Origin of the sequence: Marinomonas colpomeniae, assembly GCF_014803385.1 — a bacterium.
Classification (GTDB): Bacteria; Pseudomonadota; Gammaproteobacteria; order Pseudomonadales; family Marinomonadaceae; genus Marinomonas; species Marinomonas colpomeniae.
The window spans coordinates 17,932-43,738 of record NZ_JACYFC010000006.1 but is presented as its reverse complement, the minus strand read 5'-3'; the positions used below and the strand labels follow the sequence as shown (position 1 = coordinate 43,738).

At 41.1% G+C, this 25,807-nt stretch carries 25 protein-coding genes and 1 pseudogene; 17 read left to right on the top strand and 9 right to left on the bottom strand.

The window, feature by feature from the left end; translation table 11 throughout:
- Window positions 1-14: 14 nt before the first annotated feature.
- From IF202_RS15545 to IF202_RS15535, 3 genes are all read left to right on the top strand, one after another.
- Window positions 15-2,327, top strand: coding sequence for a putative bifunctional diguanylate cyclase/phosphodiesterase (locus IF202_RS15545; protein ID WP_191595839.1), 2,313 nt, complete (start codon window positions 15-17; stop codon window positions 2,325-2,327).
- 48 nt (window positions 2,328-2,375) lie between these two features.
- Complete coding sequence (locus IF202_RS15540) at window positions 2,376-3,095, top strand: 1-acylglycerol-3-phosphate O-acyltransferase (RefSeq protein ID WP_191595838.1); 720 nt, start codon at window positions 2,376-2,378, stop codon at window positions 3,093-3,095.
- A 372-nt stretch (window positions 3,096-3,467) separates the two neighbouring features.
- Window positions 3,468-3,614, top strand: coding sequence for a hypothetical protein (locus tag IF202_RS15535; RefSeq protein ID WP_191595837.1), 147 nt, complete (start codon window positions 3,468-3,470; stop codon window positions 3,612-3,614).
- 161 nt (window positions 3,615-3,775) lie between these two features.
- On the opposite strand, the gene IF202_RS15530 is transcribed toward IF202_RS15535, so the two are convergent.
- A complete protein-coding gene (locus IF202_RS15530; protein ID WP_191595836.1) occupies window positions 3,776-4,276 on the bottom strand; it encodes a nuclear transport factor 2 family protein in 501 nt (166 codons plus the stop codon).
- A gap of 128 nt (window positions 4,277-4,404) precedes the next feature.
- On the opposite strand from IF202_RS15530, the gene IF202_RS15525 reads away from it, so the two are divergent.
- On the top strand, window positions 4,405-5,289 hold the full coding sequence (locus IF202_RS15525; protein WP_191595835.1) for a LysR family transcriptional regulator: 885 nt from the start codon (window positions 4,405-4,407) through the stop codon (window positions 5,287-5,289).
- 142 nt (window positions 5,290-5,431) lie between these two features.
- On the opposite strand, the pseudogene IF202_RS15520 reads toward IF202_RS15525, so the two are convergent.
- A pseudogene (locus IF202_RS15520) lies at window positions 5,432-5,797 on the bottom strand (transposase); the annotation flags it as partial.
- Between the two features lie 101 nt (window positions 5,798-5,898).
- Between IF202_RS15520 and IF202_RS17350 the strand changes: the two are divergent.
- Window positions 5,899-6,075 (top strand): hypothetical protein, encoded by a 177-nt coding sequence (locus tag IF202_RS17350; RefSeq protein WP_206705530.1) that lies wholly within the window; start codon window positions 5,899-5,901, stop codon window positions 6,073-6,075.
- A gap of 299 nt (window positions 6,076-6,374) precedes the next feature.
- On the opposite strand, the gene IF202_RS15510 is transcribed toward IF202_RS17350, so the two are convergent.
- The 4 genes from IF202_RS15510 to IF202_RS15495 form a co-directional block, all read right to left on the bottom strand.
- Window positions 6,375-6,818 carry a YtoQ family protein gene (locus tag IF202_RS15510; protein WP_191595834.1) on the bottom strand — a complete coding sequence of 148 codons (444 nt, stop codon included), beginning with the start codon at window positions 6,816-6,818 and terminating at the stop codon, window positions 6,375-6,377.
- Between the two features lie 167 nt (window positions 6,819-6,985).
- On the bottom strand, window positions 6,986-8,341 hold the full coding sequence (locus tag IF202_RS15505; RefSeq protein ID WP_191595833.1) for a DUF3482 domain-containing protein: 1,356 nt from the start codon (window positions 8,339-8,341) through the stop codon (window positions 6,986-6,988).
- A 3-nt stretch (window positions 8,342-8,344) separates the two neighbouring features.
- On the bottom strand, window positions 8,345-9,670 hold the full coding sequence (locus IF202_RS15500; protein WP_191595832.1) for a DUF2868 domain-containing protein: 1,326 nt from the start codon (window positions 9,668-9,670) through the stop codon (window positions 8,345-8,347).
- Between the two features lie 62 nt (window positions 9,671-9,732).
- Window positions 9,733-10,209: an Lrp/AsnC family transcriptional regulator gene (locus tag IF202_RS15495; RefSeq protein ID WP_191595831.1), complete on the bottom strand. Its 477-nt coding sequence runs from the start codon at window positions 10,207-10,209 to the stop codon at window positions 9,733-9,735.
- 138 nt (window positions 10,210-10,347) lie between these two features.
- Here IF202_RS15495 and IF202_RS15490 point away from each other — a divergent pair, with 138 nt between their 5' ends.
- The 4 genes from IF202_RS15490 to IF202_RS15475 all read left to right on the top strand — a co-directional run bounded on the left by IF202_RS15490 (window position 10,348) and on the right by IF202_RS15475 (window position 14,712).
- Window positions 10,348-11,319 (top strand): DMT family transporter, encoded by a 972-nt coding sequence (locus tag IF202_RS15490; protein WP_191595830.1) that lies wholly within the window; start codon window positions 10,348-10,350, stop codon window positions 11,317-11,319.
- A 179-nt stretch (window positions 11,320-11,498) separates the two neighbouring features.
- Window positions 11,499-13,112, top strand: coding sequence for a methyl-accepting chemotaxis protein (locus tag IF202_RS15485; RefSeq protein WP_191595829.1), 1,614 nt, complete (start codon window positions 11,499-11,501; stop codon window positions 13,110-13,112).
- A gap of 152 nt (window positions 13,113-13,264) precedes the next feature.
- Window positions 13,265-13,567, top strand: coding sequence for a helix-turn-helix domain-containing protein (locus IF202_RS15480; protein WP_191595828.1), 303 nt, complete (start codon window positions 13,265-13,267; stop codon window positions 13,565-13,567).
- Between the two features lie 50 nt (window positions 13,568-13,617).
- Window positions 13,618-14,712, top strand: a complete 1,095-nt coding sequence (locus tag IF202_RS15475) for a hypothetical protein (RefSeq protein WP_191595827.1) — start codon at window positions 13,618-13,620, stop codon at window positions 14,710-14,712.
- A gap of 77 nt (window positions 14,713-14,789) precedes the next feature.
- Here the strand turns inward: IF202_RS15475 and ettA are convergent, their stop codons facing one another.
- Both ettA and IF202_RS15465 read right to left on the bottom strand, forming a co-directional pair.
- The gene (gene ettA / locus IF202_RS15470) at window positions 14,790-16,451 is read right to left on the bottom strand and encodes an energy-dependent translational throttle protein EttA (RefSeq protein WP_191595826.1); all 1,662 of its coding nucleotides are present in this window, start codon (window positions 16,449-16,451) and stop codon (window positions 14,790-14,792) included.
- Between the two features lie 56 nt (window positions 16,452-16,507).
- Window positions 16,508-17,431 (bottom strand): DMT family transporter, encoded by a 924-nt coding sequence (locus IF202_RS15465; RefSeq protein WP_191595825.1) that lies wholly within the window; start codon window positions 17,429-17,431, stop codon window positions 16,508-16,510.
- Window positions 17,432-17,571: 140 nt separating this feature from the next.
- On the opposite strand from IF202_RS15465, the gene nrdR reads away from it, so the two are divergent.
- From nrdR to IF202_RS15425, 8 genes are all read left to right on the top strand, one after another.
- Window positions 17,572-18,093 (top strand): transcriptional regulator NrdR, encoded by a 522-nt coding sequence (nrdR, locus tag IF202_RS15460; RefSeq protein ID WP_191595907.1) that lies wholly within the window; start codon window positions 17,572-17,574, stop codon window positions 18,091-18,093.
- Window positions 18,090-19,265: a bifunctional diaminohydroxyphosphoribosylaminopyrimidine deaminase/5-amino-6-(5-phosphoribosylamino)uracil reductase RibD gene (gene ribD, locus IF202_RS15455; protein ID WP_191595824.1), complete on the top strand. Its 1,176-nt coding sequence runs from the start codon at window positions 18,090-18,092 to the stop codon at window positions 19,263-19,265. Before nrdR ends, ribD begins: the two co-directional genes overlap by 4 nt.
- A 258-nt stretch (window positions 19,266-19,523) precedes the next feature.
- Window positions 19,524-20,030 carry a transcription antitermination factor NusB gene (gene nusB, locus IF202_RS15450; protein WP_191595823.1) on the top strand — a complete coding sequence of 169 codons (507 nt, stop codon included), beginning with the start codon at window positions 19,524-19,526 and terminating at the stop codon, window positions 20,028-20,030.
- Window positions 20,031-20,234: 204 nt separating this feature from the next.
- Window positions 20,235-21,062, top strand: coding sequence for an AraC family transcriptional regulator (locus IF202_RS15445; RefSeq protein WP_191595822.1), 828 nt, complete (start codon window positions 20,235-20,237; stop codon window positions 21,060-21,062).
- Between the two features lie 64 nt (window positions 21,063-21,126).
- A complete protein-coding gene (locus IF202_RS15440; protein ID WP_191595821.1) occupies window positions 21,127-21,708 on the top strand; it encodes a LysE family translocator in 582 nt (193 codons plus the stop codon).
- A 563-nt stretch (window positions 21,709-22,271) separates the two neighbouring features.
- A complete protein-coding gene (locus tag IF202_RS15435) occupies window positions 22,272-23,537 on the top strand; it encodes an MFS transporter (protein ID WP_191595820.1) in 1,266 nt (421 codons plus the stop codon).
- Between the two features lie 177 nt (window positions 23,538-23,714).
- Window positions 23,715-24,797: a YHYH protein gene (locus IF202_RS15430; RefSeq protein ID WP_206705529.1), complete on the top strand. Its 1,083-nt coding sequence runs from the start codon at window positions 23,715-23,717 to the stop codon at window positions 24,795-24,797.
- Between the two features lie 94 nt (window positions 24,798-24,891).
- Window positions 24,892-25,203 (top strand): DUF6172 family protein, encoded by a 312-nt coding sequence (locus IF202_RS15425; protein ID WP_191595819.1) that lies wholly within the window; start codon window positions 24,892-24,894, stop codon window positions 25,201-25,203.
- A gap of 158 nt (window positions 25,204-25,361) precedes the next feature.
- Here the strand turns inward: IF202_RS15425 and IF202_RS15420 are convergent, their stop codons facing one another.
- Window positions 25,362-25,787 carry a PACE efflux transporter gene (locus IF202_RS15420; protein ID WP_191595818.1) on the bottom strand — a complete coding sequence of 142 codons (426 nt, stop codon included), beginning with the start codon at window positions 25,785-25,787 and terminating at the stop codon, window positions 25,362-25,364.
- Window positions 25,788-25,807: the final 20 nt, after the last annotated feature.

The following is a 25,807-nucleotide window of genomic DNA, read 5'->3' as shown; positions in this document are numbered from 1 at the left end:
TTAGAGGTTTTAACGTGTTAAAAAGCTTTCAAGCACGATTGATTATATTTATTTTAGTGTTACTTGCCTTGGTTCAGCTAGGTACCGCATTGGCTGTATTAACGTCCTTAAAAGAAGACAACTACAAGCAAGGTGTTGATGCCATTGATGTATCGCGCAATGTCTTTGATTTATTCCTAGAATCACGAGCTGAGCAGTTAACTCAAGGTGTCGAAATTTTGACGTCTGATTTTGCCTTTAAACAAGCCGTGGCGACAAGAGAAACAAGCACCATTCGATCTGTTTTAGAAAATCATGGTGCTCGTATTAATGCTGATATTTCGCTTTTGGCTTCTCCTACTGGTGAAATCATTACTGCCACTCAAGAGCTTGGTGTCAATAATGCTATTTCTGACTTAGTTTTAGCCGCTCGACCTTCAGGTAGCTCATCTATTAGTACTAAAATCGCGTTTGGAGATAGTGCTTATCAGTTGGTTTTAGTGCCCGTTAAAGCGCCTAATGTAGTTGCTTGGGTAGGAATGGCGTTTTTGTTAGATCATTCCTTAGCAGAGCAAATTAAGACGGTTGCTGGTTTAGATATCAGCTTCGTACATGAAACAAATGATTCTGACCTTTTATCAAGTGGGTCGACATTACCTGAAAACGAAAAATCGACGCTTTTGAAAGACATTGGACGCATCGAAAATATTCTAAATGCCCCTGTTTTTTCTAATAACGAAAAGTACCTATCATTAGGTGTTGATCTGGGTATACCGAGCCAGTGGGGTATTATTCATTTACCTTATGGTCCTTGGCTAGCTAGTTACAACAATACTCGTAACCAATTGTTATTGATTTTTTCTGCCGCTTTAGCGCTAGCTTTATTATTAGGTGTGGCGTTTGCTCGTAATATGACACGCCCAATTGGCCGGTTGGTAGATTATGCCCAACAGATTGGTCTAGGTACTAAAAAAGTAAAAGCACCGAGTTTGAGTGGGGAGTTTTGTGTTCTATCAAGCACGATGGAAACGATGCAAGACTCGATCAAGAACCGTGAAGAAGAGCTGACCTATCGAGCTTCCCATGATCAATTGACAGGCTTGCTTAATCAGAGCGCTGTTGAGCAGTATTTGAGTGATGTCCTACCGAAAACAAAAGGTAGCCTTCTACTCGTTAACATTCGTCACTTTAAAAACATTAGCAATATGTTAGGTGTGGATGTTGGGAATCTTTTGTTATCTAAAGCCGCAGAACGTCTTAAGGGCTGGAAGGATGATGCTTCTATGGTCGCACGGTTAGGTGGAGACCGTTTTTTACTGATTCTTGAACAAAATATTTCAGAGACAGACTGTCTTGATTTAAGAACACTGTTTGAAATGGAATTTGAGACAGAGAGTGGATCATCAGCACATTCTTGTATGAGCCTAGACATAAATGTTGCCGTATTATTGTTTGAACATGCTACTTCTAGTGTGAACGGTGCTTTGAGACGGTTAGACATAGTATCCGATAAAGCGAAAGAAGGAAGTGCGCTTTGTGCTTTTTACGAGGAAGGTCAAGATGAAGACCATCAGCGACAATTAACAATTGTCCAAGACTTGCCTATGGCGTTACAAAGTAATCAATTGTTTGTCGTTTACCAGCCAAAAGTCGGGGTTGCAGAGAACGACTGTAATGAAGCTGAAGCGCTTATTCGTTGGATTCATCCTAAATTAGGTTTTCTTCCTCCTGACGAATTTATAACCTTATTGGAACACGCTGGTAGTATTCAGCTGTTAACAAAATGGGTGATTAATTCTGTTTTATCTCAACTAAGCGAATGGTGGTCTGCAGGGCACGAAATTCGTGTGGCTATTAATTTGTCTGCACATGATTTAGTAGACGAAACTTTGCCAGACATGGTGAGGCAAGCGCTTGAGGATAATGGCTTACCGGCACGAGCGTTAGCGTTGGAAGTGACTGAAAGTGCGGTTATGAATGACCGCGTCAAAGTGATTAACGTACTAAAGGCTTTGCAGAGAATGGATATACACCTTGCCATTGATGATTTTGGGACAGGTCAATCATCGCTAGCGTATTTGCGTGAACTACCAGTCAATGAGGTGAAAATTGATCGAGCGTTTATTCAGCATATAGCCACGAATAAAGGTGATGAATTTATTTCCAAAGCGACCATAGATTTATCTCATAGTCTAGGTTTTCAAGTGACAGCGGAAGGAACAGAAGATGCTGCCAGTGTCGATATATTGAGGCATTATGAGTGCGATAAAATACAAGGATACTTTTTTTCTAAGCCCTTAGTTGCTGATGACTTTTTCCAATGGCGTGAAAATTTTCATAAGATTTAATCTAAACCTATAATGCTTGAAGGTTGTTATTAATAGGTAAATTGTACGATGTTGTTTCTGATACGATCTGTATTACTTTTAGTTCTTACCGTGGTTGTGACCATAGTTGGGACTATTTTTTGCTTACTAACATTACGTTCAAAGAATCGTGTTTATTATATTGGTCAGGTCTTTTCTAAAGTAGCGCCTCTCTTTGGTTTGTCGGTTGAAGGGCGTGTTTCTCACCTATCACAAGGTTCTCCACAAGCTGTTTATATTGCCAATCATCAAAACAATTTTGATTTATTCACACTGGCAGCCGTTTTACCAAAAGGCGTTGTGACGGTAGGTAAGTCTAGTCTATTGTGGATTCCTTTCTTTGGCGCACTTTATTTGGTAAGCGGTAATATATTAATTAACCGCGATAATCGAAAAAAGGCGATAAAGACGATTGATCAAGTAGTATCTAGTATGAAAAAGACAGGGCTTTCTATTTGGATGTTTCCCGAAGGTACTCGCAGTCGTGGAAGAGGCATGCTCCCATTTAAGAGAGGTGCGTTTCATGCCGCTGTCCAAGCCGGTGTTCCTATTGTGCCTGTTATTTGCAGCAATACTCATGGGCAAGTGAATTTGAATCGCTTAAATAACGGAAATGTTATCGTTGAAATGCTCGATCCAATTGATACAACAGGCTTGCATGAGACGGATGTTATTCATTTGATTAAAGCTTGTGAAGAAAAAATGCGTAAAACTCAAGAGCGTCTAGACCTAGAGTTGACGGAATCCTGACAGTTGATTTATGGTTAAGTTGTCATTCCTTCGCTACTTCATAGGCTAATGTACCTACTCGATTGACAACTATTATCTCGTTTTGAACGTATTAATTCCATTTCTTACGATGACCTATTCTGGGCATAGTGCGCATTTTTTAGTGCAATGATGTCTTTATTAAAAAGTATACGGCTATCAGTCAATAGACGATTTAACCAACAAAGGGCAAGATTTATTAGGGCAATGCAGGAAAAATTGCCAAGGGAAAAGGGCTTATTCGTACCTTCCTTAACCTTAGACCTCAGCAATAACCAACATACTTGGTATCGATAGGAGAGTCATTTGCCTATAGGCTTCGAGTTCTCATACAATCCACTAAGACCATCCAAAATGAATCACCAATATGAGCAACTGACGCTAAAAGAGCGATATCAGATTAAAGGTCTAAATGAACTGGGGTTTTCGGCAATAGTCATCGCGACCGAGGTGGAACGAAGTAATAAAATGATTGCTCGTGAACTGCAACTCGTTTACTAATACTTAAATGTCTTTCGGTTCGTCACTGATTGGTACTTACATTAGTTTAACAACAGAAACATAAATAATGCACAATTTCACCCATCTCTTTTCAAAAGTCATTTTGTTTAAAAAGCTCGATATATCCAGAGAACATATCGAGCTTTTCAGAGCATAGTTGGTTATTTCTTAGCGTGGTAAGCTTTAGACACTGCATAGCTGTCTTCAAACCAGTTCCAACTCTTCACTTTGCCACCTTCAACTTGAACACGTACCGCCCAACTGAACTTACCGGTGTCTACACCCGACTCGTTAACAATTGCACTCATGCTACCCATAAATACCGCTTGGTCACCGTTTGCAAAGCTATGATCTGTAGACCAGCTTGTTACTTTCAAGCCTGCACCAAAGAGAGGGAAAAAAGTGTTCAGTACCTTTTCTTTTGACTCCCAGTTACCGATCCACGGAATACTTGTGTCACCTTCGTTGTGCCAAACAAAATCGTCTGCCATTAGAGTCTGAAGCTTGTTCATATCACCAGAGCCGGCCGCCCATAGAAATGCTTGAGCCGTTTCAAGTGTTTTAGTTGAATCAATTTTTTTTGTTTCATCCGCCAGTGCTGGCGTGACTTGGAAGAAAGCCAGAAGGCTAATCAGAACGATGTGTAGATTTTTCTTAAACATTACCTTTCTCCTAATTATCTATTTTGGAATTCAATGAGTTTCAATTCTATTTATTGAATTGGTATGGTGACTATACCTATACTAAGTTTTTGGTAAACTCTCTAATTAAACATATTTGGTATGCAAAAATGCACAACATACGATGGGGTGATCTGCAATATGTTCTGACTGTGGCAAATGAAGGGTCATTATCTGCTGCAACCAGATCACTAGGAGTCAACCACAGTACCGTATTACGTCGACTTGACGCTTTTGAACTCCGTCATAAATTACAGGTCTTTCATAAACTTCCTACTGGATACAAATTAACGGTAGAAGGGAAAAAACTCCTGGAGTCCGCGCTCGCTGTAGAATCCACAGTGAAAGAGCTGGAACGTAAAATCTTCGGACAAGAAATGAAGTTGGAAGGTATATTGAGGCTAACGACAACAGACGCACTGTCTCGTTTAATTTTGAGTTCTCATTTGGCGGCTTTTCATCAGCTTTATCCAAGGATTCAGTTGGAACTCAGTCTAACTTCTCGACGACTGAATATTTCAAACTTAGATGCGGATGTTGCAATTAGGCCTGCCACTGAGTTACCAGAATCATTTTCTGGCACTAAATTATGCAAAATAGCTTATGGTGTATATGGAGCCCCAAGTTATATCAACGGCCTCCAAGGTAAGCACCCTCTTGAATCTGCATCTTGGTTAGTAATGTCTAAAGGTAACGCTTCTCTACAAGTGTCGGAACTAATTATGGAAGAAAAGATAGTAATGAAAACGGACTCTTTTGAGCCTTTGATGGCGGCGGCTGAGAACAAGATGGGGCTTGCTTATTTACCTTGTTTTATTGGTGACTGTTCTGGAATTCTACAAAAAATAGATGTGAAAATGATAGACCAGAGCACAGACCTTTGGATGATGACTCACAACGATTTGGAAAACTCCGCCAAAGTGAAAGTTTTCTTTGGCTTTATGGAAGAAGCAATAAAGTCAGATCACAACCGCCTAGCAGGACTGGGTTATTAGGGAACATAAGGTCAAGTCGAGCGACACGGAGACTGTAGCTAGTCTTATGAAAAGCCCAATAGCAGCCAGTAATGTGGCTGGTTTATTACTTTCTTACCACTAAACAAGATCATTAAATCTTGTTTAGTGGTTTTTAAACGGATTAACCCCTTGCGGCTCGCATCATTTGATTAACTCGAAACACATTTGCAAGAGTAAACAGCATGGCGAGCTTACTGTCATTTTTAGCTAACCCACGATGAATCGCTTTTCGAAAAATAGCGGAAATCAATCAGTCTGCTTTGACACCTTTTAACTCTTCTCACTTTTGAGCGCCCCGATAGCTTGAATCGGCTGAGATAAAGCTCACTTCACCATGAAGAAGGTTCGCTGTTTTCGTGATGTCATGCACGTAGGCTGCTGTCGTACTAAGACTGTGAGTGAGTCCTGTTCGTGCATCCACACCAATATGAGCTTTCAAACCGAAGAGCCACTGCTTTCTTTTCTGAGTCAGATGTATTTCTGGATCACTCATGTTGCATGGAATGAATACAAAGCATCGTTGATAATGAATAAGGCGATTTTTTAGACAACAGGATATACGCAGATAAAACGTTTAAGACGTCTTTAGTGAATATGAAATTGGGCGTTAAGATTATTGCGCCACCGATTTACGCATTATTAGCATTGAATGAAAAAGGCGATATAGTAATCCTTCTGATTACGCTCAAGATCCCAAGCAAGCGCGGCTCGACATTATCACTTGGTCACTCGAACGCTCAGGGTCATTGCAATGGCGGTGGTTGATATTACCAAACAATCAATGACGCGATTAAAGACTATGACCTTTTTAGATGTATTAGCAAAACAAGTTGGCGTTATTAGCGTGTTTAGTGATTGATCTGCAACGGTCACTTATTATGCCAATTGTATGGGCTTAAAATAGTTGTTTTTAAAAATGCTATCACACTGGACGCCGTGTTAGAAACGTACCAGTAAATTATGAAACACAAAGAATAGAAAAGGCCAACAATGGGAGACATTACTTCTTCAAAAGTAGGTTGGCCTTTGTGCATTCAGCTGGTAGCGGGTGATATTGGTTTAACTCAATAAGGCTGCAAAGTGTATTTAAGAATATCGACCACTTCTTGTGGTGTCTGGGTCCAAGCTAATGCCAAAGCGTCTACTTCTTTGAGTGGGTGAATGATATTTTTAGCGTGCATTGTAATGTAAGGTTTACCTAGTGCAGCGCAATAGCCCGCATCAAATGCCGCGTTCCATTGTTTGTATTTTTCACCAAATCGAATCACCACTAAATCGGCTTTCTTGATGGCATTCTGAGTACGAATAGCATTCACTTTTGATGACTTATGATCACGCCAAAAAGTTACTGACTCTTCACCTAAATGATCGCCTGCTGCGTCACTGGCGTCATGATCAGTCACTGGGGAAAGCACTTCTACATCAAGCGAAAGATCTTTGATGCCTTGTTTGATTTCTTCACGCCATTCACTGTGTATTTCACCTGAAAGGTAAATTATAAAACTCATAGTACTTCTCCAACTTTGATCAGTTCCACCAAAAGGGTGCGAAAATAATGAAGTATAAAACGTATTTAATCGGGTGAAATAGTAAAAAAACAAACCCGTTCTAAAAATATGGTTTCTATAATGTTAGAAATAGGCTCATTATTATTTGAAGTCTTGGTACTCGATCTTTAATTTTTAAGAGAAAGAGCTGTTCTTAGCGTTTTCTGTAAGCCGAGTTTGACAGGGTGAGAATCGGATAATATCTGTGTTTCCCATTCTGGATGTTGTTGTGCTTGCTTCCAGAAAGGTTTTATTTGTTCAATGAACTCATTGTCTTTGGATGGAGTGACAAGCTGAAACACTTGCTGAGAAGCGTGTCCTCGTTGATGCAAATGTTGAATGGCGGTTAAGCCACGCAGGCATAGGAGCGTTAATGTTGCAGTGTCCAAGCACAAGTAGTGGCGGTTAGTTAATTTGCTTTTTAAGGTGTTTTTATAATGTTGCCCGGTTTTCCAGGTTGCGCCTAAAAGCGCGCCAATGGTAGTGGCGGTTCCTAACGTTAAACCAGCCGACATGACATCGATTCCTGCTCCAATTGCCGCGCCTGTTAATGCGCTTGTTCCTGTTTCAATTCCCCATTCTTTTAGGGTTTCTGTATCAAAAATGTCTTGTTGCCATTGGTCGTTTTTGATCGGTAAGGGGGAGGCAACCAAATCTTCTTTTTGAAAGTCATAAAGGCGCAGTAATTCGGTTATATGGCTTTGCTCCATTTGACGTATTTTGTTTTCAAATAAAGTGGATTCTGTTTGATTTGGCGGATATTGAGCACATTCAAGACGAGAACTAGCTGTCTTTATTAGCAGTTCGACCAATTGGTTGGTTGCCACGGTAAGGCGGAGCTGAGCGGCGACTTCACGAGATTCAATCAATTGGTTAATGGTGTCGTAATATTCTGGCATTAAACTCTGAATGCTTTGGTATAAGCGTTTTTCATCTTCAAAATAAAACGCCACAGAGTCGTATTTAACCACCGCATGTAAATGTCGTTCTGCTAACACTTCACGCCACGCTTTTAGGTGAGCGCTTGGTGTCGCACTGAAATTCAATATTGGAATAATGGGCTTATTGGCGCTGGCTAATAACGCCAGTTCGTCTAAATACTTACCAAGAGGCGCTTGTCGTATGTCAATTACGTAAAGAATAATGTCGGTATTGGTGAGCTGTTTAATGATTTTGGCTTCTTGCTCAAACTCATTTTGTGCAAAGTGACTGTCGCAAAAAGGTTGTAGCCACTGGGAACCTTGTAACGAGCGGAAGTCGTTAGAATGACGAACGTCCCATAAGCCGGTTGAGTCTTCAAATCCTGGTGTGTCGGTTAGCGTAACAACGGTTTTTTGACCAATGTTTACCTTAACGCTTTCCACATGACGAGTGGTTCCCGCTCTGTCGTTCACGTCACCAAAGTCGTGTCGGCGTAACAAGGTACGAATGAGTGAGGTTTTACCAGTATTGGCGTGGCCAACAACAAGCAGAGAAATCGACATGGGCTAATCCTTACCTATGATTTTGGCAAACGGCAGTTGGGCTTCTTTTGCAAGGCGTTGCCAGTCTTCAACGAATTGAGCGCTTTCGTCATCGGATATTGCCATAAATGCAGAAGAATAAGACGCGCTCACTTGAGTGAAGAATCGTCTACTGCCACGATCTGGGCTTTGTGAAGCATCGACTAAAATATAAACAGGTGTTGATGTCGCCTCGATTAAGAATAGAGTTTGTTCTTTTCGACTGTTTAATAAAGATAAGGTGCTGGCCTTATTTAAAAAACTTGGTAGAGGAGCGCTCCATTCAAACAACGCCCAGGGCTGTAAAAAAGCCTTTTCATCGAGTGTGTTTATCTCGGTTTTACTGGTTGTTTTTGCTGATTCAGAGGCTTTATTTGAATCATTATCGACAATGAGGGTGCTGTGTTTTTCTTTATATTGATAACGGTTTTGAATAAGGCGTTCTTGATTACTAAGCGGCAGTGTTGAGCGTTTTAAATAATACAGACTTATACTGATTAAGGTGAGTATAAGTCTTGGAAGTACACCATAGATCATAATGCTGGCGAGCAAAAAATTAGCCCAATGTTGTCTTGTTGAGGATTCCTGAGAAACAAGATCGATTCGACTTGCCAGAATATCGAATTGATTAGGAAGTGAAAGTCCAAACCATTGCGGCACAATATTCAATGCTTGAGTGATCTGTATAAATGCTTCATCACTTAGTAAGGTTGTTTCCCAGACAAAGTCGACTTGATTGGTCAACAGTAATAATAAGGTCATCAGCCAGCCGGCCAATAAATAACATCCCCAAGCGCCATGTGAAATGCTGCTGACTAACCATGTATTTGACTGTATAGGGCATTGCCAATACAAATAAGCGGAAGTGGTTTCTTCGTCAAAATGTGAGTGCTTACTTATTTTTTTGTTTAGAAAAATCAGAGCGCTTAATAAAATGCCTTTGTTTTCGGATCTGTGTCTCATGGTTGCGACCATAGTGACAAACCAAGCCGTCAAATTCAGTAGGTGAAATCCTAATAAGATAATAAATAACCAGAAAATATTAACCTGATTCGATTGGCTCGTTGCAAAGGCAGGAGGAACGGCGACGAGTCCCAATATAAAAGACATGACTAAAACACCCAAAATAAGGCGGTTGAAATAGCGCTTTAATAGAGAAAACTGCATTGAATAACTGATAGATTGAGGTGATGTATCAAGAGAATTTAATGCAGATGTTAAATCGTTTGCCTGAGCTGGTAGACGAAACTCAGTGTGAGCTTCCAGCCAAGCGGCGAGTGATAATTTGGCGCGGAGTGAGGGAAAAGCCATTTATGCAGTTTCTCTTTTAAGAGGTATTAAGGCAAAGTAGTGATAGTTTGCCATAGTGTGAATTACTTTGTTTTATTAAATGTATTAGCTAAAGGTAAAGGAGCATCGGCCTTTATCGCACGAATAGCAAAGTTGCTCTGAATGCCTTTTACGAAAGGGAGGTTTTGTACTTCTTTTAAGATTCGCTCGTAATCGGTTAAATCTTTCGCCACCGCTTCTAACCGATAATCTGCAAAACCAGAAACTAAATATGCGCTAATTATATTGCCTAAATCTAATACCTCTTTCTCAAATTGTTCTATGGCTTCTGTACTGTGATTATTGAGCCTAACTTCAATAAACACCGTCATAGCAAAGCCTGCTTTCTTACGATCTAGTTTAGCGCTGTAGCCTTTAATATAACCCTCTGTTTCCAATGCTTTTACACGTCGTAAGCAAGGAGACGCTGAGAGGTTTATCTGCTCAGCAAGATCTACATTACTTAAGCGGCCGTCATTTTGTAATCGTTGTAAAATAAGAGAATCTGTATTGTCTGACATGATATTGGCATATCCATTAAGTTTTTATTAATTAAATAATGATAGATGCCAAAATATAGCGAATTATAGGTGTAATTGGCAAGGACATGCTCTGGGCCTAATCCGCATAATGGCTCTTCACTTAACTGAGGAATGAAGATGTCATACCTTGTCGAAAAAGAAGCTGTCGAAGCCAAGGTGGTAAAAGAACCTTCATATCGAATGATTGCTAGTGGAACGACCTTGTATTTAGGCATTGGTGCGGCGTTCTTCACTGTTTGTATTTGGGCATGTTGGCTAATTGTCATTAAATTAGGAACACAAACCGCTTTAACCTCTTATGATTTGGCTTTGTTACGGTTTGGTGTGCCTTGTGTGCTTCTATTACCTTTTGCTTGGCAGGCGCGAAAAAAAATTGCCGCCGTACCTTTTAAGTACTTAATTGGCATCACCTGTGGTGCTGGTGTGCCATTTGTTTTTTTAAGTTCGACCGGAATGTCATTTGCACCCGCTTCTCATGCTGGTTTGTTGCTCCCTGGTACCTTCCCTTTATTCGTTACTGCTATTGCTTACTTCTTCTATAAAGAGCCATTAAGTCGTTTACGATTATGTGGCTTAATTGGTATTTTTGCAGGCATCGTTTTGTTGTTATTAACCTCTTTATTAGTGTCAGAAGGGCAAGTGTGGCTAGGTGATTTATACCTGTTAGGCGCTAGCCTATGTTGGGCTATTTATACTATTAGCTTACGGGTTGCAGGTTTACCACCTTTGGCTGCCAGTGGATTATTGAGTTTAGTTTCACTAATTATGCTCTTTGTTTTGTTTCTTCTTGGTGTGGTTGATTCAGGGATCAGCCAAGTCAGTCTGGATGTGATATTAAAACAAGTATTCGTGCAGTCTATCTTAGTGGGTGTGGTCGCAGGCTTTAGCTATGGTTTTGCTATCAATAAACTGGGTGCAGAGCGAACTTCAGCAGTGGGTGCTCTCACACCAGTACTTACATCTTTATTAGCTATTCCATTATTAGGTGAAATACCAACGTTAGAAGTGATCGCTGGATTAATCTTGGTAGGTATCGGTGTGGTATTCGCTAGTGGCATTCTGCGGTCTAAAAAAAATATTAAAACATAAAGCACAAGGAATGCCTTTAGTAATGCCTTTATTTAAGGGATCAGACAAATGTCATTTAAAGGGTCTAAATATGTAATAAATATGTAGGTAATTGTTAAACTTGATTGATCCATCAGAACCATTCATTTTAATATGACGTATATATGCTGTATTCAGCAGCTTTGTTAGGAGCTCCAGTTATGCGTTTAAATTCCATTCGGGTAAAAGTTTCTTTGCCTGTTGCCATTATGACTATCACCTTCATAATTGCCTTATCGGCAATGACTCATATTATTAATCGATTAGAAGGAGCCTTAATCACCCAAGTCGATCAATACGAAGAAGCTATGTCGGAAATTTTAAATGCGGATAGAGATTTGTATCAAGCGAAGCTAGCAGAGCAGCACCTTGTTACGAGTATCGGAAATGCACAAGAGGAAGAAAAAGATCGTGTAGGCAATGCCCAGCAAGTAAAAGACAGAGTAGCGCTATATCGTTCTCATCTTAAAAACGACCTTAATCTTGTTAACATGATCAAACCGTTTGATGCCGCCTTTACTACTTGGTTAAATTCTTCAAATGCACTGGTTCAAATGAATGTTAATTCATCCGATTATAAATCGACTGAAAGCAAAACAAATGCAGATTTTTCGGCACTAAGAGATATTTTAGACTCAGCAGGTGAAGCGGTTAAAGAACGCTCTCATAAGGCTCAAAAAGAAGTATCAGAACATGTTGAAAGCTTCGGGAATTTCTTCCTAGTCGTCATTGTTATCGGATTGCTTATTTCTATTTGGTTCAGCTACAGGACGCCTAAAACCCTAACGGATCAAGTGCGTTACCTAGGGCAGCGCATTCGTGAGATTTCCGAAGGTGATGGTGATTTAACGCAGAAAATCGAATTCTCTACTAAAGATGAATTAGGCGACCTAGCGGATGAGTTTAATGGATTTATGGATCGACTTAGAGGGATCATTGGCAGTATTCATAAACAATCCGACTCTTTAGGTCAAATGACTACTGGTTTAAAAGACGTGTCAGTAAGAACATCAGATATTACCTCTGCGTTAGCCAATGCCTCTGAGTTTATTGTCAGTGCAGGCCATGAAATGGACATGTCTAACCAGCAAATGGCGTCCGTTGCCCGTGATACTGCTGATGAAGCGAATAACTCAAATGTACTTACTAAGAGTGGTATGTCAGCGGTTACCAATTCTCAGAAAGCCATAAAAGAATTGGTTGCAGACATTCAATCGGCGCTTGCTCGCTCAGAAGAATTACAGAAGAGCTCAGAAGCCATTACCTCTGTTTTAGAAGTAATAGGTAATATTGCCGAGCAGACTAACTTGTTGGCATTGAACGCGGCAATTGAAGCAGCACGCGCAGGTGAACAAGGTCGAGGTTTCGCTGTTGTTGCAGATGAAGTAAGAACGCTTGCTACTCGAACACAAGACAGCACAAATGAAATCGAATCCATGATTGAAAAGCTTAACATCAATGTTTCTGAGTCAGCGAAGGCGATTCGTAACAGTCATGATAATGCAGAGTTCACCGCAAGTAACTTTGATGAAGTGACAAAAACATTTACGGCATTAAGTGAGTCTTTCAGTAAGGTTCAGGAAATGGCGGCGCAAACAGCCCAAGCGACACAAGAGCAATCTGTTGTGGCGAACGACCTGAATCAAAACATGGTGTCTTTGAACGAACAAACAACGTCAGTGCAAACCGTTGCAGATTTGATACATCAACAATCAGAAGACATCTCTAAACTGTATAAAGAGCTTGATCATCAAGTGGGCAGCTTTAAGGTTTAGTCTTTCTTAGTCAGTATTTAAAACGAAAATATAAAGCCGCTTATCGCAAGATAAGCGGCTTTTTTGTGGCTGTTGTTTCGTGCGTTTAAGGTTTATTCTAATCGTTACTGGTAAACCTATTAAAGTAGATGATTATCAGGAAGGAGATAGTCATGAGTGATATTTTAAAATCCGTTCATAAAACGGCCAAAGGGTTAAAAAAAGCAGGTGTGATCGATAAAACCACCATGCGTAAGTTTGATGCCTTGTGCCTCACTTCTATTCATGAATTTACGCCTGAGAAAGTTCGTCAACTACGATTGGCTAACAATCTTTCTCAACCTGTATTTGCCCAATATCTAAACGTCAGTGACAAGCTCGTCAAAAAATGGGAACAAGGTGAAAGCAAACCCAGAGGCGCCGCGTTGAAGATGCTTTCACTAGTTGAACGAAAAGGGATAGAAACGATTGCTTAATTTTACGTTACTATGAAGAGAATCTAGCTTTAATTGATATAGGAAAGAAAATGGAAGAGCTACTTTTAAACGCAGATGAAAAAATTCATGAAATTATAGAACTAGTCTCACAACTTCAGCACCGAATAGGGAATAATGACTCTTTCCTCCATAATAAAGAAATCAGAAATAGTCTAGACCGCTTTAATCGTGCTGCTTCCGATTATAATAATTACAATGATTCCGCTAAAAATGGAAGTTCCAAAGAAAGTACAATTTATAAATTAATTGAAGTTCCTCGACAAGGAGTAGGGTTAGGGTTTGCTATTTTAAAATCTGGATTGTCTGATGGAAGAGTGAGCTCTCTGAGCACTGAATTAGTGGAGAAATCAAATGATCTATTAGCAGCTGCTGGTTATAACTCATTAAGCAGTAATGGAAGTACTGGATTAGATAGTTTTCATAGCTTTAAATCTGCAAAAAATCAACTGAACGAACTTTTTAATCAAAGTGCACAGCATGATGATAGAGTAAAAAAACTACTAAACGAAAATGAAGTCAAAATCACACAGATTAGTGAAAGGTCGAAACAGTTAGAAAGTGAAATGAAGGCAGAGATAGAAAAAGTATCCGTCTTGTATAGTGACTCCTTGAAAGAAATTGAAGTCAAAGAAAGCCAAATTAACGATATATTAGGTCATGCATCAGGTAGAGTAATAGCAGGGGATTTTGAGACCAGTGCTGGAGATGAAAAGGCAATGGCAAATGTATTGAGATATGCATCATTGGTATGTATGGCAATAACAGTAGCCATTGTTACTTTTTCATTTTATGAGACAACTCAAGCCAGTTTTGAATGGAAAAGTTCTCTTTTTCGCATAGTTTTAGCTATCATGCTGTCTATACCTGCAGCCTATTTAGCTAGAGAGTCAGCAAAACATCGTGCTCAACAATATGAACATCAGCAAACGTCTTTAGATCTAAAAGCTATAACGCCATATATAGCGTCATTACCTGAAGAAGAGCAGCATAAAATTAAAATAGAAATTGCTAACAGATTGTTTGCTGCAAGAGATTTTACAAAAACTAATATAGATTCATATCCTATAAATACACATGAATTGATGATGGAACTTATAAAGAAGTTAGATACAAAAAAGGATTAGTTTCACATTAAGCCTAAAAAAACCGCTTACATTTCTGTAAGCGGCTTCTCATTACCAACCAATCCTATTAAATAGAATTACGCATCAATACGTTTGTATTTGATACGTGTTGGTGTGGCTTCGTTGCCGGTACGTTGTTTGTAGTCGGCTTCGTATTCGGCGTAGTTACCTTCGAAGAATACCGCTTTTGAATCGCCTTCGTACGCAAGGATATGCGTGGCGATACGGTCTAGGAACCAACGGTCATGGGAAATAACAATCGCGGCACCTGGGAAGGCAAGTAAGGCGTCTTCCAGTGCTCGTAATGTTTCCACATCAAGGTCATTGGTCGGCTCATCCAGTAGCAACACGTTGCCGCCTTCTTTAAGCAATTTCGCAAGGTGCAAACGGTTACGCTCACCACCAGACAAATGCTTAACCAATTTCTGTTGATCTGATCCTTTGAAGTTAAAGCGACCGATGTAAGCACGAGACACAACTTTGTAGTTGTGAACGGTGATCATGTCTTGGCCGTCTGCAATTTCTTCAAAAACGGTTTTGTCGCCATCCAGTTCACGCATTTGGTCAACGTAAGCCAGTTGTACAGTCTCACCTAGTGTCACTGTACCTGTGTCTGGTTGTTCAATACCCGCAATCATTTTGAACAGTGTTGATTTACCAGCACCGTTACCACCCACCACACCGACGATGGCGCCTTGAGGCACGACCATGTTGAAGTCTTCTAGTAGCATTTTGTGTTCGAAGCTTTTGCTGACGCCTTCGATCTCTATGACTTTGCTACCAAGACGTGGTCCCGGTGGAATGTACAATTCGTTGGTTTCGTTACGATCTTGGAACTCTTGCGAGTTCATTTCTTCGAATCGAGATAAGCGCGCTTTGGATTTAGATTGACGACCCTTGGCACCTTGACGAACCCACTCTAGCTCCGACTTAATGGCTTTTTGATGGGAAGCCTGTTGCTTCGCTTCGCTGGCCAATCGAGCGTCTTTTTGTTCTAACCAAGAAGAGTAGTTACCTTCGTATGGAATACCGTGTCCACGGTCAAGCTCTAGAATCCAACCCGCTGCATTATCAAGGAAGTAACGGTCATGGGTAATCGCCACAACAGTGCCTGGATAATCTTTCAAGAAGCGTTCTAGCCAAGCAACGGATTCTGCGTCCAAATGGTTAGTTGGCTCGTCTAGAAGGATCATGTCTGGTTTGTTGAGTAATAGACGACACAACGCCACACGGCGACGTTCACCACCAGAAAGGTGCTCTACGCTTGCTTCCCAAGGTGGAAGGCGAAGTGCATCAGCGGCTACTTCTAGAGCGCGCTCTAGGTTGTGACCTTCTTTCGCTTCGATCAAGGCTTCAAGTTGGCCTTGCTCTTTGGCTAAGGCATCAAAGTCTGCATCGGGTTCTGCGTATTCTGCGTAAACGGCATCTAAGCGAGCCATCGCCTCGATAACGTCCGCGAAAGCTTCTTCAACAATGCCGCGTACGTTTTTCGTTGGATCAAGATGAGGTTCTTGTTCCAAGTAGCCGATTTTAATGCCCGGCATTGGGCGAGCTTCACCATTATGTTCAGTGTCGACCCCCGCCATAATGCGTAGAAGCGTGGATTTACCAGAACCGTTAAGACCCAATACACCGATCTTAGCGCCAGGGAAAAATGAAAGAGAAATGTCTTTAAGTATCTCGCGTTTAGGAGGAACAATCTTCCCAACGCGGTTCATGCTGTATACAAACTGAGCCATAAAATGAGTCACTTATTGAATGATTTGAAAGTATGTTAAGGATAGCACAGCTCAAGCTAATGCAGAATAATCAGTGAGGCGCCAACCACGACTAAAATAGCGCCCAGCCAAGCCCCAATCGCTGGTCGTTGGCCTGTAGTAATCCACAATGCAGGTAAGATAAGGACAGGTACGACGGCTGATAGCGTAGTGACAATGCCAACGTTGGCGTTTCCGATGCCCCAAACTAAAAGGCTCATGCCGATCACCATTCCAATGATTGCCATGGCTATTACGCCTAAAAAATCAGAATAGTTTAATTTCCAGAAAGGTAGAGCCCCAATAGGCTGCTTGTGGCGATAGAACAAACCATAAGCAAGGATAAGTGCAATTGCACCTGTGCATACTCGCAGTGCAGACACAGCAATAGGGTCTGCACCATCAAGTAAAGCGGGTTTGCTTAGTAAAGCGCCGCTGGCTTGTCCAAGTGCACCACCCAGCGCCATAAGAATACCTACGCTTAACTTACCCTTGGTTTGTTCCCACGCGTGATTGTTTTTATCTTCCTTAAAAACAGCACGCTTACCAAATAATATGGCAATGATAACGCCAGTTAGAACCAAGCCACAGGCAAGGAGTTGGCTAAAAGAAAGGTACTCATCTAGAAATAACCAGCTAAGTAAAATAGACATAGGAGCATTGGTTGCAAAAATGACGCCAGTACGTCTTGGTCCAAGACGATGTACGGCGCTAAATAGCATGGTGTCGCCAAGAAATATTCCCAGTACACCAGACAGCATAACGACTTCTGCGTGTTGCCATAATAGGGCACTAAATCGCTGACCAATGAAACAAATAAGTAACAGAATAGAGCTGGCGATGGAGATTCGAACAGTATTGAAACGCATGGTGCCGAAGCGTTGTATCAACCTAGGGGCCATTAAGCTTGAAATAGTCCAACACAATGCAGCGCCCAAACCGGCTAATTCTGCGAATAGCATAAATATCCTTGTGAACTGGCCGACGGCTACATGGAAGTGCGTTTGTAGCTATATGATGACGGGGTTGGTATTATTTGCGCCAGAAAATGACGGCCTTTATTGAGGCATTCTTACACCAAATTAGTAATATTGGAAGTGCTATGCGATGCCCTTTTTGTGGAACCCTAGATACTAAAGTAGTGGATTCTCGGTTGGTTTCTGAAGCCGCACAGGTTCGCCGTAGACGAACTTGTATTGAATGCCATGAACGCTTTACCACCTTTGAAGTGGCTGAGCTGCAAATGCCAAAATTGATAAAAAACGATGGTAGTCGTGTGCCATTTGATGAAGAAAAACTGCGTAACGGCATTATCAAATCACTTGAAAAACGACCTGTTAGTATTGAATCTGTCGAGACTGCAATCACTCGTATTAAAGAAAAAATGCAAGCAACAGGTGAGCGTGAATTACCATCTCGTTGGACGGGTGAAGCGGTAATGGAAGAACTGCAGCGCCTTGATCATGTTGCTTATGTTCGATTCGCTTCTGTTTATCGTAGTTTTAAAGACATTAGTGAATTTCGTGAAGCGATAGATCATCTAGAAAGCCACAGTGTTAGTGAGTCTGAATTACTCGCCAATGACCCTAATGACAAAGCAGCCAACAAAGAAGACAAAGAATGACCTTATATAATCACGAATATTGGATGGCAAAAGCAATTCAGTTAGCTCAAAAAGGCCGCTATACCACGCACCCAAATCCACGAGTGGGTTGTGTCTTAGTAAAGGGCGATCAGCTTATTGGTCAAGGCTTTCATCTCAAAGCAGGTGAAGCTCATGCGGAAGTTAATGCACTTAATGATGCTAAGAAAAATAGCCAAGACGTTAAAGGCGCAACGGCTTATGTGACGTTAGAGCCTTGCAGCCACCAAGGTAAAACACCACCTTGTGCTGATGCTTTGATTAAAGCGGGTGTTGCTTGTGTTGTGTTTGGTATGCAAGACCCGAATCCAGAAGTATCAGGTCGCGGTTTAGCAAAAATCAAAAAAGCGGGCATCGAAGTGATTGGTCCCATTCAAGAGTTGGAGTGTGAAGCGTTAAATCATGGATTTATCAAACGTATGACAGAAGGCTTGCCTTACATCCGTGTGAAATTAGCTATGAGCTTAGATGGCAGAACCGCGATGGAATCCGGTGAGAGTCAATGGATTACAGGGCCAGAAGCGCGTCTTGATGTGCAGCGCTTACGAGCACAAAGTGATGCTATCGTCACAGGTATCGGCTCTGTGTTGGCTGATAACCCGAGCATGACGGTTCGTATTGATAGTGATGATCAAGAAGTTGACTCTAAAACAGTTCGCCAACCATTGCGCGTTGTTATGGATACCGCTTTGTCGATTGTTCCTGACGCTAAAATTTTGTATCCGACGTCTCAGGCGTGTGTGTTTTCTGTGGAAGAAGACATTGAAGCGGAGCATTTGAATGTCTTAAATAAAAAAGGCGTAAAAGTGCGCTTCTCACCACGCGGAGACGATGGACGTTTAGATTTGTTAGATGCGATGGAGCAGCTTGCGGATGCGGGTATCAATGATGTCTTGTTGGAAACTGGATCAGCGTTAGCGGGTAGTTTTTTACAAGCAGGTTTGGTCGATGAAATTACCGTTTATATGGCGCCAAAATTATTAGGCTCCAGTGCGCGTCCATTATTTCAGTTGCCTTTAGAGGCAATGGATGAAGCGGTTGAACTGACGCTAAAATCTGTACGCCAAGTTGGACAAGATTTACGTTTGGTATACCAGCCAACCTATTTAGAGGAAGACTTCGAAGAAGACGGTTTTGACGAAGACGAAGAATAATCTCAGTGACGTGAGTCATTGCTTTTAAAGCCTTTTTTGGAAAAAAGCCAAAAACCTACGTTTCTTAGCGATATTTAGAAAATTTTGCCAAGAAACGTAGGATAAAAATTGCTATAATCGCCGCCCAAGATAAATGCATATTCGTGCCTTTGGTCATAATGACCATGGACACTGTCTGATAGACAAAAACAGGTACTACCAAACAGGCGAAAAACGTCAGCCCAAAAGGCGGCGTAGTCTGGATAATTGAGGCGAAAAATGAGCGAAGTGGAAACAACAAACGATCAAACTCCAGCACCAAAAAAGAAGGCGAAAAAACCTTCGCGCTCGCAAATGCGCAGTGCTTCTCGTCGTTTGGCATTGCAAGCGGTTTACCAATGGCAGATGAATCAATCTGCGGTAAGCGAGATAGAAACCCAGTTCACTATTGATCAAGACATGGATTCTTGTGACAAACCTTACTTCCGCGAACTTTTGCAAGGTGTTACAGCCAGCGCGAAAAAATTGGATGATTTGTTTGAAGAGCTACTAGATCGCCCATTAAGCGAGCTAGATCCAATAGAATTGGCTGTTATGCGTATTGGCGCATTTGAATTATCAGAACGTTTAGACGTCCCATACCGTGTTGCGATTAATGAAGGCGTAGAGTTGGCAAAAGGCTTCGGTGCAACAGAAAGCCATAAATACGTTAACGGTATTCTAGACAAACTAGCACAACGTGTTCGCCGCGAAGAAATCGCAGAACGCCGAGAAGCGAAGAAGTAGTCGATAAGGCTCGTTCCTTAAAGAGAGCCAACATCCATCGAAGTCGTTTCTGAAAAATAGTTAAGAGCCCTGTTATTACTTGTTAATAACAGGGCTTTTTTATATCTACTCTTTTCTTAGTTTCGCAATATCGTCCAATCTTTTACGTTTCAATTTAGGTAGTCTAGTTTTATTGTTTTAGACCATTAAGAAAGGAGGGTTGTTGTGTCAGCAGAAAATCGGTTTCAGTTTGCTAAAAGTTCAGCCCTTGATGAAGTCATGTTGCTGGAAGCTTCTATGAGTGATTTCTCTTATGGAGTCCATGCCCATGAAGAGTTTTCGTTTGGCGTGACGTTATCGGGTCGACAAGACTTTTTCGCGTTAGGTGAGCATCACAAAAGTCATGCTGGTAATGTAATTGTGTTTAACCCTGAAGATGCTCACGATGGAAGCTCGGGTGGTGGCGATGCACTTCATTATAAAATGCTTTATGTTCACCCTGATCAGCTCGTTCCAATGCTTGAAAGTGTTGGGGTTTATCAAGCACAAGATTTTCGAGTGGAACACGTGGTGCAAAACGATCCTATTTTGAAGGCGCATATTCTGCATTTGGCTGCCTTGGTGGAAAGTAACACAGCATCATCATTGAAATATTCCTCTGCCTTGTTTGAGTTTGCTGAGCACCTTGCTCATAAAGAGAGAGTGAAAGTAGGTGCTTTGCCGCGAGTTAAAGATCCTGTTTTTGAACGTGTACGTGACTATCTACATGCTCATGTCAGTGAAGAGGTGTCACTCGACGAATTAAGCCAAGTAGCGCAAATATCTAAGTATCACTTATTACGTCGATTTCGTGACTACTTTGGTATGACGCCTCACCAATATTGGCAGAACTATCGTATTAATCGTGCGAAAGAAGCGTTAGAGCTGGGCATGTCATTAGCCGATGTCGCGTTTACCTTTGGCTTTAGTGACTTGAGCTACTTTAATCGTCGCTTCAAACCCGTTTTTGGCTTAACGCCTTATCAATTTAGACGCAATTTATTACGAATCTAACGACAATCTAATTCTCCATTTTACTTCCATCTAATATCTATCAAATTCTATTTGAGGAATTCCTATGCTCGAAATAATCATTTATGCCTTTGGTATTATGTACAGTCCTGGGCCTGCGAATACGCTTGCACTTTTTGCTGGTGTGAATGGGCAAGGTTGGCGAGCGTTTCTTTATTGTGTGGGTGTCGGCCTTGCCATGCTGATTTGGTTTCTGGTGATTGGTTATCTTGGCAGTGAAATTATTCCGAAAGGCTATCAGTCTGTGATTTCTATTTGTGGGGGGATATATATTGCTTATTTAGCGATAAAAATCATGCAGTCGAGTTTTCAACAGAAAGCCAATAATGACAAAAATGCTGTGGTAAATTTTCGAATGGGATTGGTTTTACAGCTTTGTAACCCTAAAGCAATGGTCGCAATCGTACCTATTGTAACCGTTCAATTTCCTCGAATGCAGATCGAAGGTGGGCAAATCGCATTATGGTCATTAGGACTTTCAATGATCGCGTGTGGTGCGCCAAGTACGTATTTATTCGTTGGTTCATGCCTTAAAAACGTGGCAACAAACCGAAACGTGATGGCATGGTTGAATCGCGTCATGGCGATGTTGTTATTCTTCGTAGCTTATCGGTTTGTTTTTACTTAATTACTTGTACCGTTTTCGGTTGTGGCAACTTAAGAACAGGTTTTTTCTGCAACGCTATAACACTTCCATGATCTCAAGTACCTATTGTTTAATAAATTCATCGTCACACATGACTTTTCGACTAAAACCACAAGATACGCCATAACCTTCTGTTTGAGTTACTGAAGCTCTTTACATGGTGTTGGATGTTCTAAGCTAGTAGCTAATATCGTGTCTTGTTTCGGTGTCTTTGTAACTAGGCGTAATCTAAATATCATTAGTAAACTTCATAGTATGTTGCGTTAGTCTGTTATGTAGATACCGCTTTTTATGGTGAAATATTTTGCAATACTCGCCATTAAAAAATGGAAGCAGAGTTGATGTTGCTGTTTTTAGAGCGAATGACGTTTGTGGTCAATATTGTGACGGTGTTGGTTGATCGTATAGGGTTAAATAAGAATAGCGTAATCATAAATGGAACCACCTAAATTGGCAGGCGGAGTTAGGTATTTATCTAGCTCTGTTTTTCTAGGTGCAACCTAGTATTTTGTCGGTTTATGTAAAGTGTGAAGGTGGTGAGTTTGATGGTTCAGGTACTTTCAAAAGTTTGGGCTTTATTACTCGGTATCGTGCTCATTATGTTGGGTAATGGTATGCATTTCACCTTGATCGGTTTGCGAGGGGGGATTGAAGGTTTTTCTTCTGCTTCACTTGCTATCATCACCTCGGGTTATTACGTGGGTTTTTTATCTGGTGCACACTTTACGCCATTATTGATTCGTCGAGTTGGCCATGTGCGTGTGTTCGCGGCACTGGGGAGTTTTATGTCGGCAGGCTTGATTGCCTTCCCTTTACTGACAGATCCTTGGGCTTGGACGCTTATACGTTTATTGGTAGGTTTCTGTATGTCGGGCATTTATGTTGCGGCAGAAAGCTGGTTAAACGATTCGGCGACTAATGAAACACGCGGTAAAGTTTTGTCCGCTTATATGATTGCACAAACGCTTGGCATCATCGGCGCTCAAGGTCTACTGACTTTGGGGGACGCTAGTACATCTGCACTGTTTATTGGCGCTTCTATTTTAGTATCTATTTCGTTTGCTCCTATTCTTTTGTCTGCGGCCGCTGTGCCTGCGGTACAAGTGGCCAAACCCATGTCACTTAGAGCCTTATTAAAAGTGTCACCTTTAGGAGCTGTTGGGATATTTTTATTAGGGAGTGTTTATGCTACACAATCAGGGATGGGGGCTGTGTTTGGTAGTCAAATTGGCTTATCTGCAAACAGTATTGCTTTGTTTGTCGCCATGTTATTTGCTGGTGCTTTAGTAATGCAGTATCCCATAGGCTGGTTATCAGATCGGGTAAGTCGAGGTAAATTAATTTTTTGGGCCTCTTGTTTTGGTGGTGCTTCCTGTGTGTTTGGTTGGATGAGTCATGATGCTTTTTGGCCTTTGATGGCGTCGGCCTTTTTTGCGGGTGGTGTTACAGCGCCACTTTATGCTTTGTTTCTGGCTTATACCAATGACTCACTTTCCCCGAGTGATATGCCTGCGGCATCAGGAGGGCTTGTCTTTACATTTGGTTTGGGGGCTATTGCTGGTCCGTTGTTGAGCGGTTGGTTTATGCAGATTTTAGGCCCTAGCGCTTTTTGGCTGGTGATTGGCGTGACTTTTTTAGGGATTGCTGGCTTCGCTCTATATAGTGTGTCTCAGCAAAAAGAAGAGTTATCAGTGGAGGATACAGACAGCTATCTTGGTGTTTTGCCTACAACTTCTACTGTTGCCGTGGAGGCAGCAAGTGAGTGGGCGATAGATAATGCCGAGCATCAAGCGGAAGAGGAAATACGATAACATAACAAGACAGAACTGAATTGGTACAGCGACTTAGCTCTGTATGTACTTTTTCTTCGGCTAGTCTTGTTTAAACCTGCTTAATGTAAGTCTGTGTAAAATGAAGTCATTAACTTTATATTTGGTGTTATTTTCAAGTCCAATTTACTTAAGTTTCAAAACACCACGGGAGATAATATGAAGTTATTGAAATATCTCATTCTGATGGGCATTCCTTTTTTTACTTATGCCAAAGCACCACAAGTCGCCATTGGTGCTTGTGAAAGTAAGGTTTCTGGGGACAGCTGTAGTTTTAGTTCTCCAAGAAATACAGTAGAAGGTATTTGCCGTCAACCACCCGCTCAAAAACAACTGGTGTGCGTACCGGCAAGAAAGGCGGGCAATCAACTTTTATCTAGAGCCAATGGACAGGAGCAAATACGAGCTCCAAGAAAGCACACGATTGTTCAATCAGATGGGCAGGTTGAAACCACCATAGCGAATGTTGAACCGATTACAGATAGTAAAATTAGTACGCGGATAGAAGGCGATGAACGTATTCTTATTGCCAATGGTATTTCTGAGCACTTTACTGGGCAGTTTCCCAATTCTGGTAATCCTAACGAGATCAAAGAGCAAAGCTATACGTTTAAAATTCCAGCTAATCCAAAAATTTCAGGAAAAATAACACCTTTAGGTTTGCATGATTTCGGTTTGGGTTTAAATGGTGTTCCTTTTGATCCTATTGCAGCTGAATGGTATTTGGGTGATCGAAGCTCTGGTTGGCAATACGAAGCGATGTCTGGTGCAGTGGAATTAGGACTTGATGAAAACCATGCCCATGTTCAGCCATCTGGTGCTTATCATTACCACGCATTGCCTACCTTATTAGTATCGGATTTGCATCTTTCCAGTGAAGAGTATTCTCCTTTAATTGGTTGGTCTGCAGATGGTTTTCCTATTTATGCGCTTTATGGTTATAAGAATCCTGAAGACAAACAGTCTGGCATTGTTGAGCAGACTTCTAGTTATCAACTAAAAAGCGGACATAGACCAGACGGTGGCAGTAATCCCGGTGGGCATTATGATGGTACTTTTGTTGCCGATTATGAATATGTAAAGGGCGCAGGTAGTTTGGATGAGTGCAATGGTCAAGTTACCACTACGCCAGAATTTCCTAATGGTATTTATGCGTACTTTTTAACAGAGGCTTTTCCTGTTATTCCTCGATGCTACAAAGGCACACCATCAACAGATTTTACCCAGCAGAGAGTTAGATAAAGAGCGATATCGTTGGCTGCTTTATTAGTAACCAGCTATCATATGGGGTATTGAGGCAGTTGTTACGCTGCCTTACCCAAATTTTAGGATCCTAATGAAAAAGACGTTTGTACTATCACACCCAAAAATGACTTATCAGCGTATTATTGAGTCAGCTAAAAACGAAGTTAAGAAGCATATCAAGAAAGAGCGTAACAAAGCCTTACCTGAGAATGCAGATTTTTGGGGATTTAGTTGTAAGTTTGGCCAAACAGCGGATAAAGCTCGAGCAATTCATGAAGGCGATATTAATACCAATATCAGTTCTGCGCAGAGCCAACACTGGAAATCGTTCTACCTTGAAGTAGTTGCAGTACCAAAGACTCGAACTAAGCGTCCAGACGATACCAACGAAGACGACGTTTAATCTTTATTTCTTTTTTATAGAGAGTAGTAAGTCACTGCCTACATATAAAATAGCCCTCGTTACTAATGCTTATTGAAGTGCCCAACTTTATGGGGTCACTTCATATCAGCATTTAAGCGAGGGCTTTTTTATGAGTCATTGGTAATACAGTATTAAATCTAATTAACCTGTTTACTAAACCATTTTTGGTAGGGTTGGTAGCGATCGTATAGCCAATTAAATACAAGGGTATATATAAGTATAAATATTAAAAAAGCCGCTTCTAAAATGGCAGCAGCCAATAAGGTGATCTCTAAATACCAAGCCATGACTGGCAATGTGATGACCACCATTCCTAACTCAAAACAAACTGCATGAGAAATACGAAGAACTAATCCTCTCGCTAAACGGTTAAATCCGATCAACTTATCGAAGACTAGGTTGTAAATATAATTCCAAAGCATCGCAAATAACGATATGGCAATCGCTACAATGGTCATCCTTTCAGGATCAAATCCGCCAATAATAACGGACGAAGGTATAATGATAGAAAGTACGGTGATCTCAAAAAAAATGGCTTGAAAGATGCGTTCAACGGTTTTCATTATTAATTTTATGCCTGTAT

Excerpts from the sequence above, each read along its gene's own strand:
- IF202_RS15430 (WP_206705529.1), top strand. The coding sequence starts at position 23,715 with ATGAAGTTATTGAAATATCTCATTCTGATGGGCATTCCTTTTTTTACT.
- IF202_RS15465 (WP_191595825.1), bottom strand. The coding sequence starts at position 17,431 with ATGCTATTCGCAGAATTAGCCGGTTTGGGCGCTGCATTGTGTTGGACT.
- IF202_RS15500 (WP_191595832.1), bottom strand. The coding sequence starts at position 9,670 with ATGGCTTTTCCCTCACTCCGCGCCAAATTATCACTCGCCGCTTGGCTG.
- IF202_RS15435 (WP_191595820.1), top strand. The coding sequence starts at position 22,272 with ATGGTTCAGGTACTTTCAAAAGTTTGGGCTTTATTACTCGGTATCGTG.
- IF202_RS15510 (WP_191595834.1), bottom strand. The coding sequence starts at position 6,818 with ATGAGTTTTATAATTTACCTTTCAGGTGAAATACACAGTGAATGGCGT.
- IF202_RS15420 (WP_191595818.1), bottom strand. The coding sequence starts at position 25,787 with ATGAAAACCGTTGAACGCATCTTTCAAGCCATTTTTTTTGAGATCACC.
- IF202_RS15490 (WP_191595830.1), top strand. The coding sequence starts at position 10,348 with ATGTCATACCTTGTCGAAAAAGAAGCTGTCGAAGCCAAGGTGGTAAAA.
- IF202_RS15475 (WP_191595827.1), top strand. The coding sequence starts at position 13,618 with ATGGAAGAGCTACTTTTAAACGCAGATGAAAAAATTCATGAAATTATA.
- IF202_RS15505 (WP_191595833.1), bottom strand. The coding sequence starts at position 8,341 with ATGTCGATTTCTCTGCTTGTTGTTGGCCACGCCAATACTGGTAAAACC.
- IF202_RS15440 (WP_191595821.1), top strand. The coding sequence starts at position 21,127 with ATGCTCGAAATAATCATTTATGCCTTTGGTATTATGTACAGTCCTGGG.
- IF202_RS15540 (WP_191595838.1), top strand. The coding sequence starts at position 2,376 with ATGTTGTTTCTGATACGATCTGTATTACTTTTAGTTCTTACCGTGGTT.
- IF202_RS15535 (WP_191595837.1), top strand. The coding sequence starts at position 3,468 with ATGAATCACCAATATGAGCAACTGACGCTAAAAGAGCGATATCAGATT.
- IF202_RS15485 (WP_191595829.1), top strand. The coding sequence starts at position 11,499 with ATGCGTTTAAATTCCATTCGGGTAAAAGTTTCTTTGCCTGTTGCCATT.
- nusB (WP_191595823.1), top strand. The coding sequence starts at position 19,524 with ATGAGCGAAGTGGAAACAACAAACGATCAAACTCCAGCACCAAAAAAG.
- ettA (WP_191595826.1), bottom strand. The coding sequence starts at position 16,451 with ATGGCTCAGTTTGTATACAGCATGAACCGCGTTGGGAAGATTGTTCCT.
- nrdR (WP_191595907.1), top strand. The coding sequence starts at position 17,572 with ATGCGATGCCCTTTTTGTGGAACCCTAGATACTAAAGTAGTGGATTCT.
- IF202_RS15530 (WP_191595836.1), bottom strand. The coding sequence starts at position 4,276 with ATGTTTAAGAAAAATCTACACATCGTTCTGATTAGCCTTCTGGCTTTC.
- IF202_RS15525 (WP_191595835.1), top strand. The coding sequence starts at position 4,405 with ATGCACAACATACGATGGGGTGATCTGCAATATGTTCTGACTGTGGCA.
- IF202_RS15495 (WP_191595831.1), bottom strand. The coding sequence starts at position 10,209 with ATGTCAGACAATACAGATTCTCTTATTTTACAACGATTACAAAATGAC.
- IF202_RS15425 (WP_191595819.1), top strand. The coding sequence starts at position 24,892 with ATGAAAAAGACGTTTGTACTATCACACCCAAAAATGACTTATCAGCGT.
- ribD (WP_191595824.1), top strand. The coding sequence starts at position 18,090 with ATGACCTTATATAATCACGAATATTGGATGGCAAAAGCAATTCAGTTA.
- IF202_RS15480 (WP_191595828.1), top strand. The coding sequence starts at position 13,265 with ATGAGTGATATTTTAAAATCCGTTCATAAAACGGCCAAAGGGTTAAAA.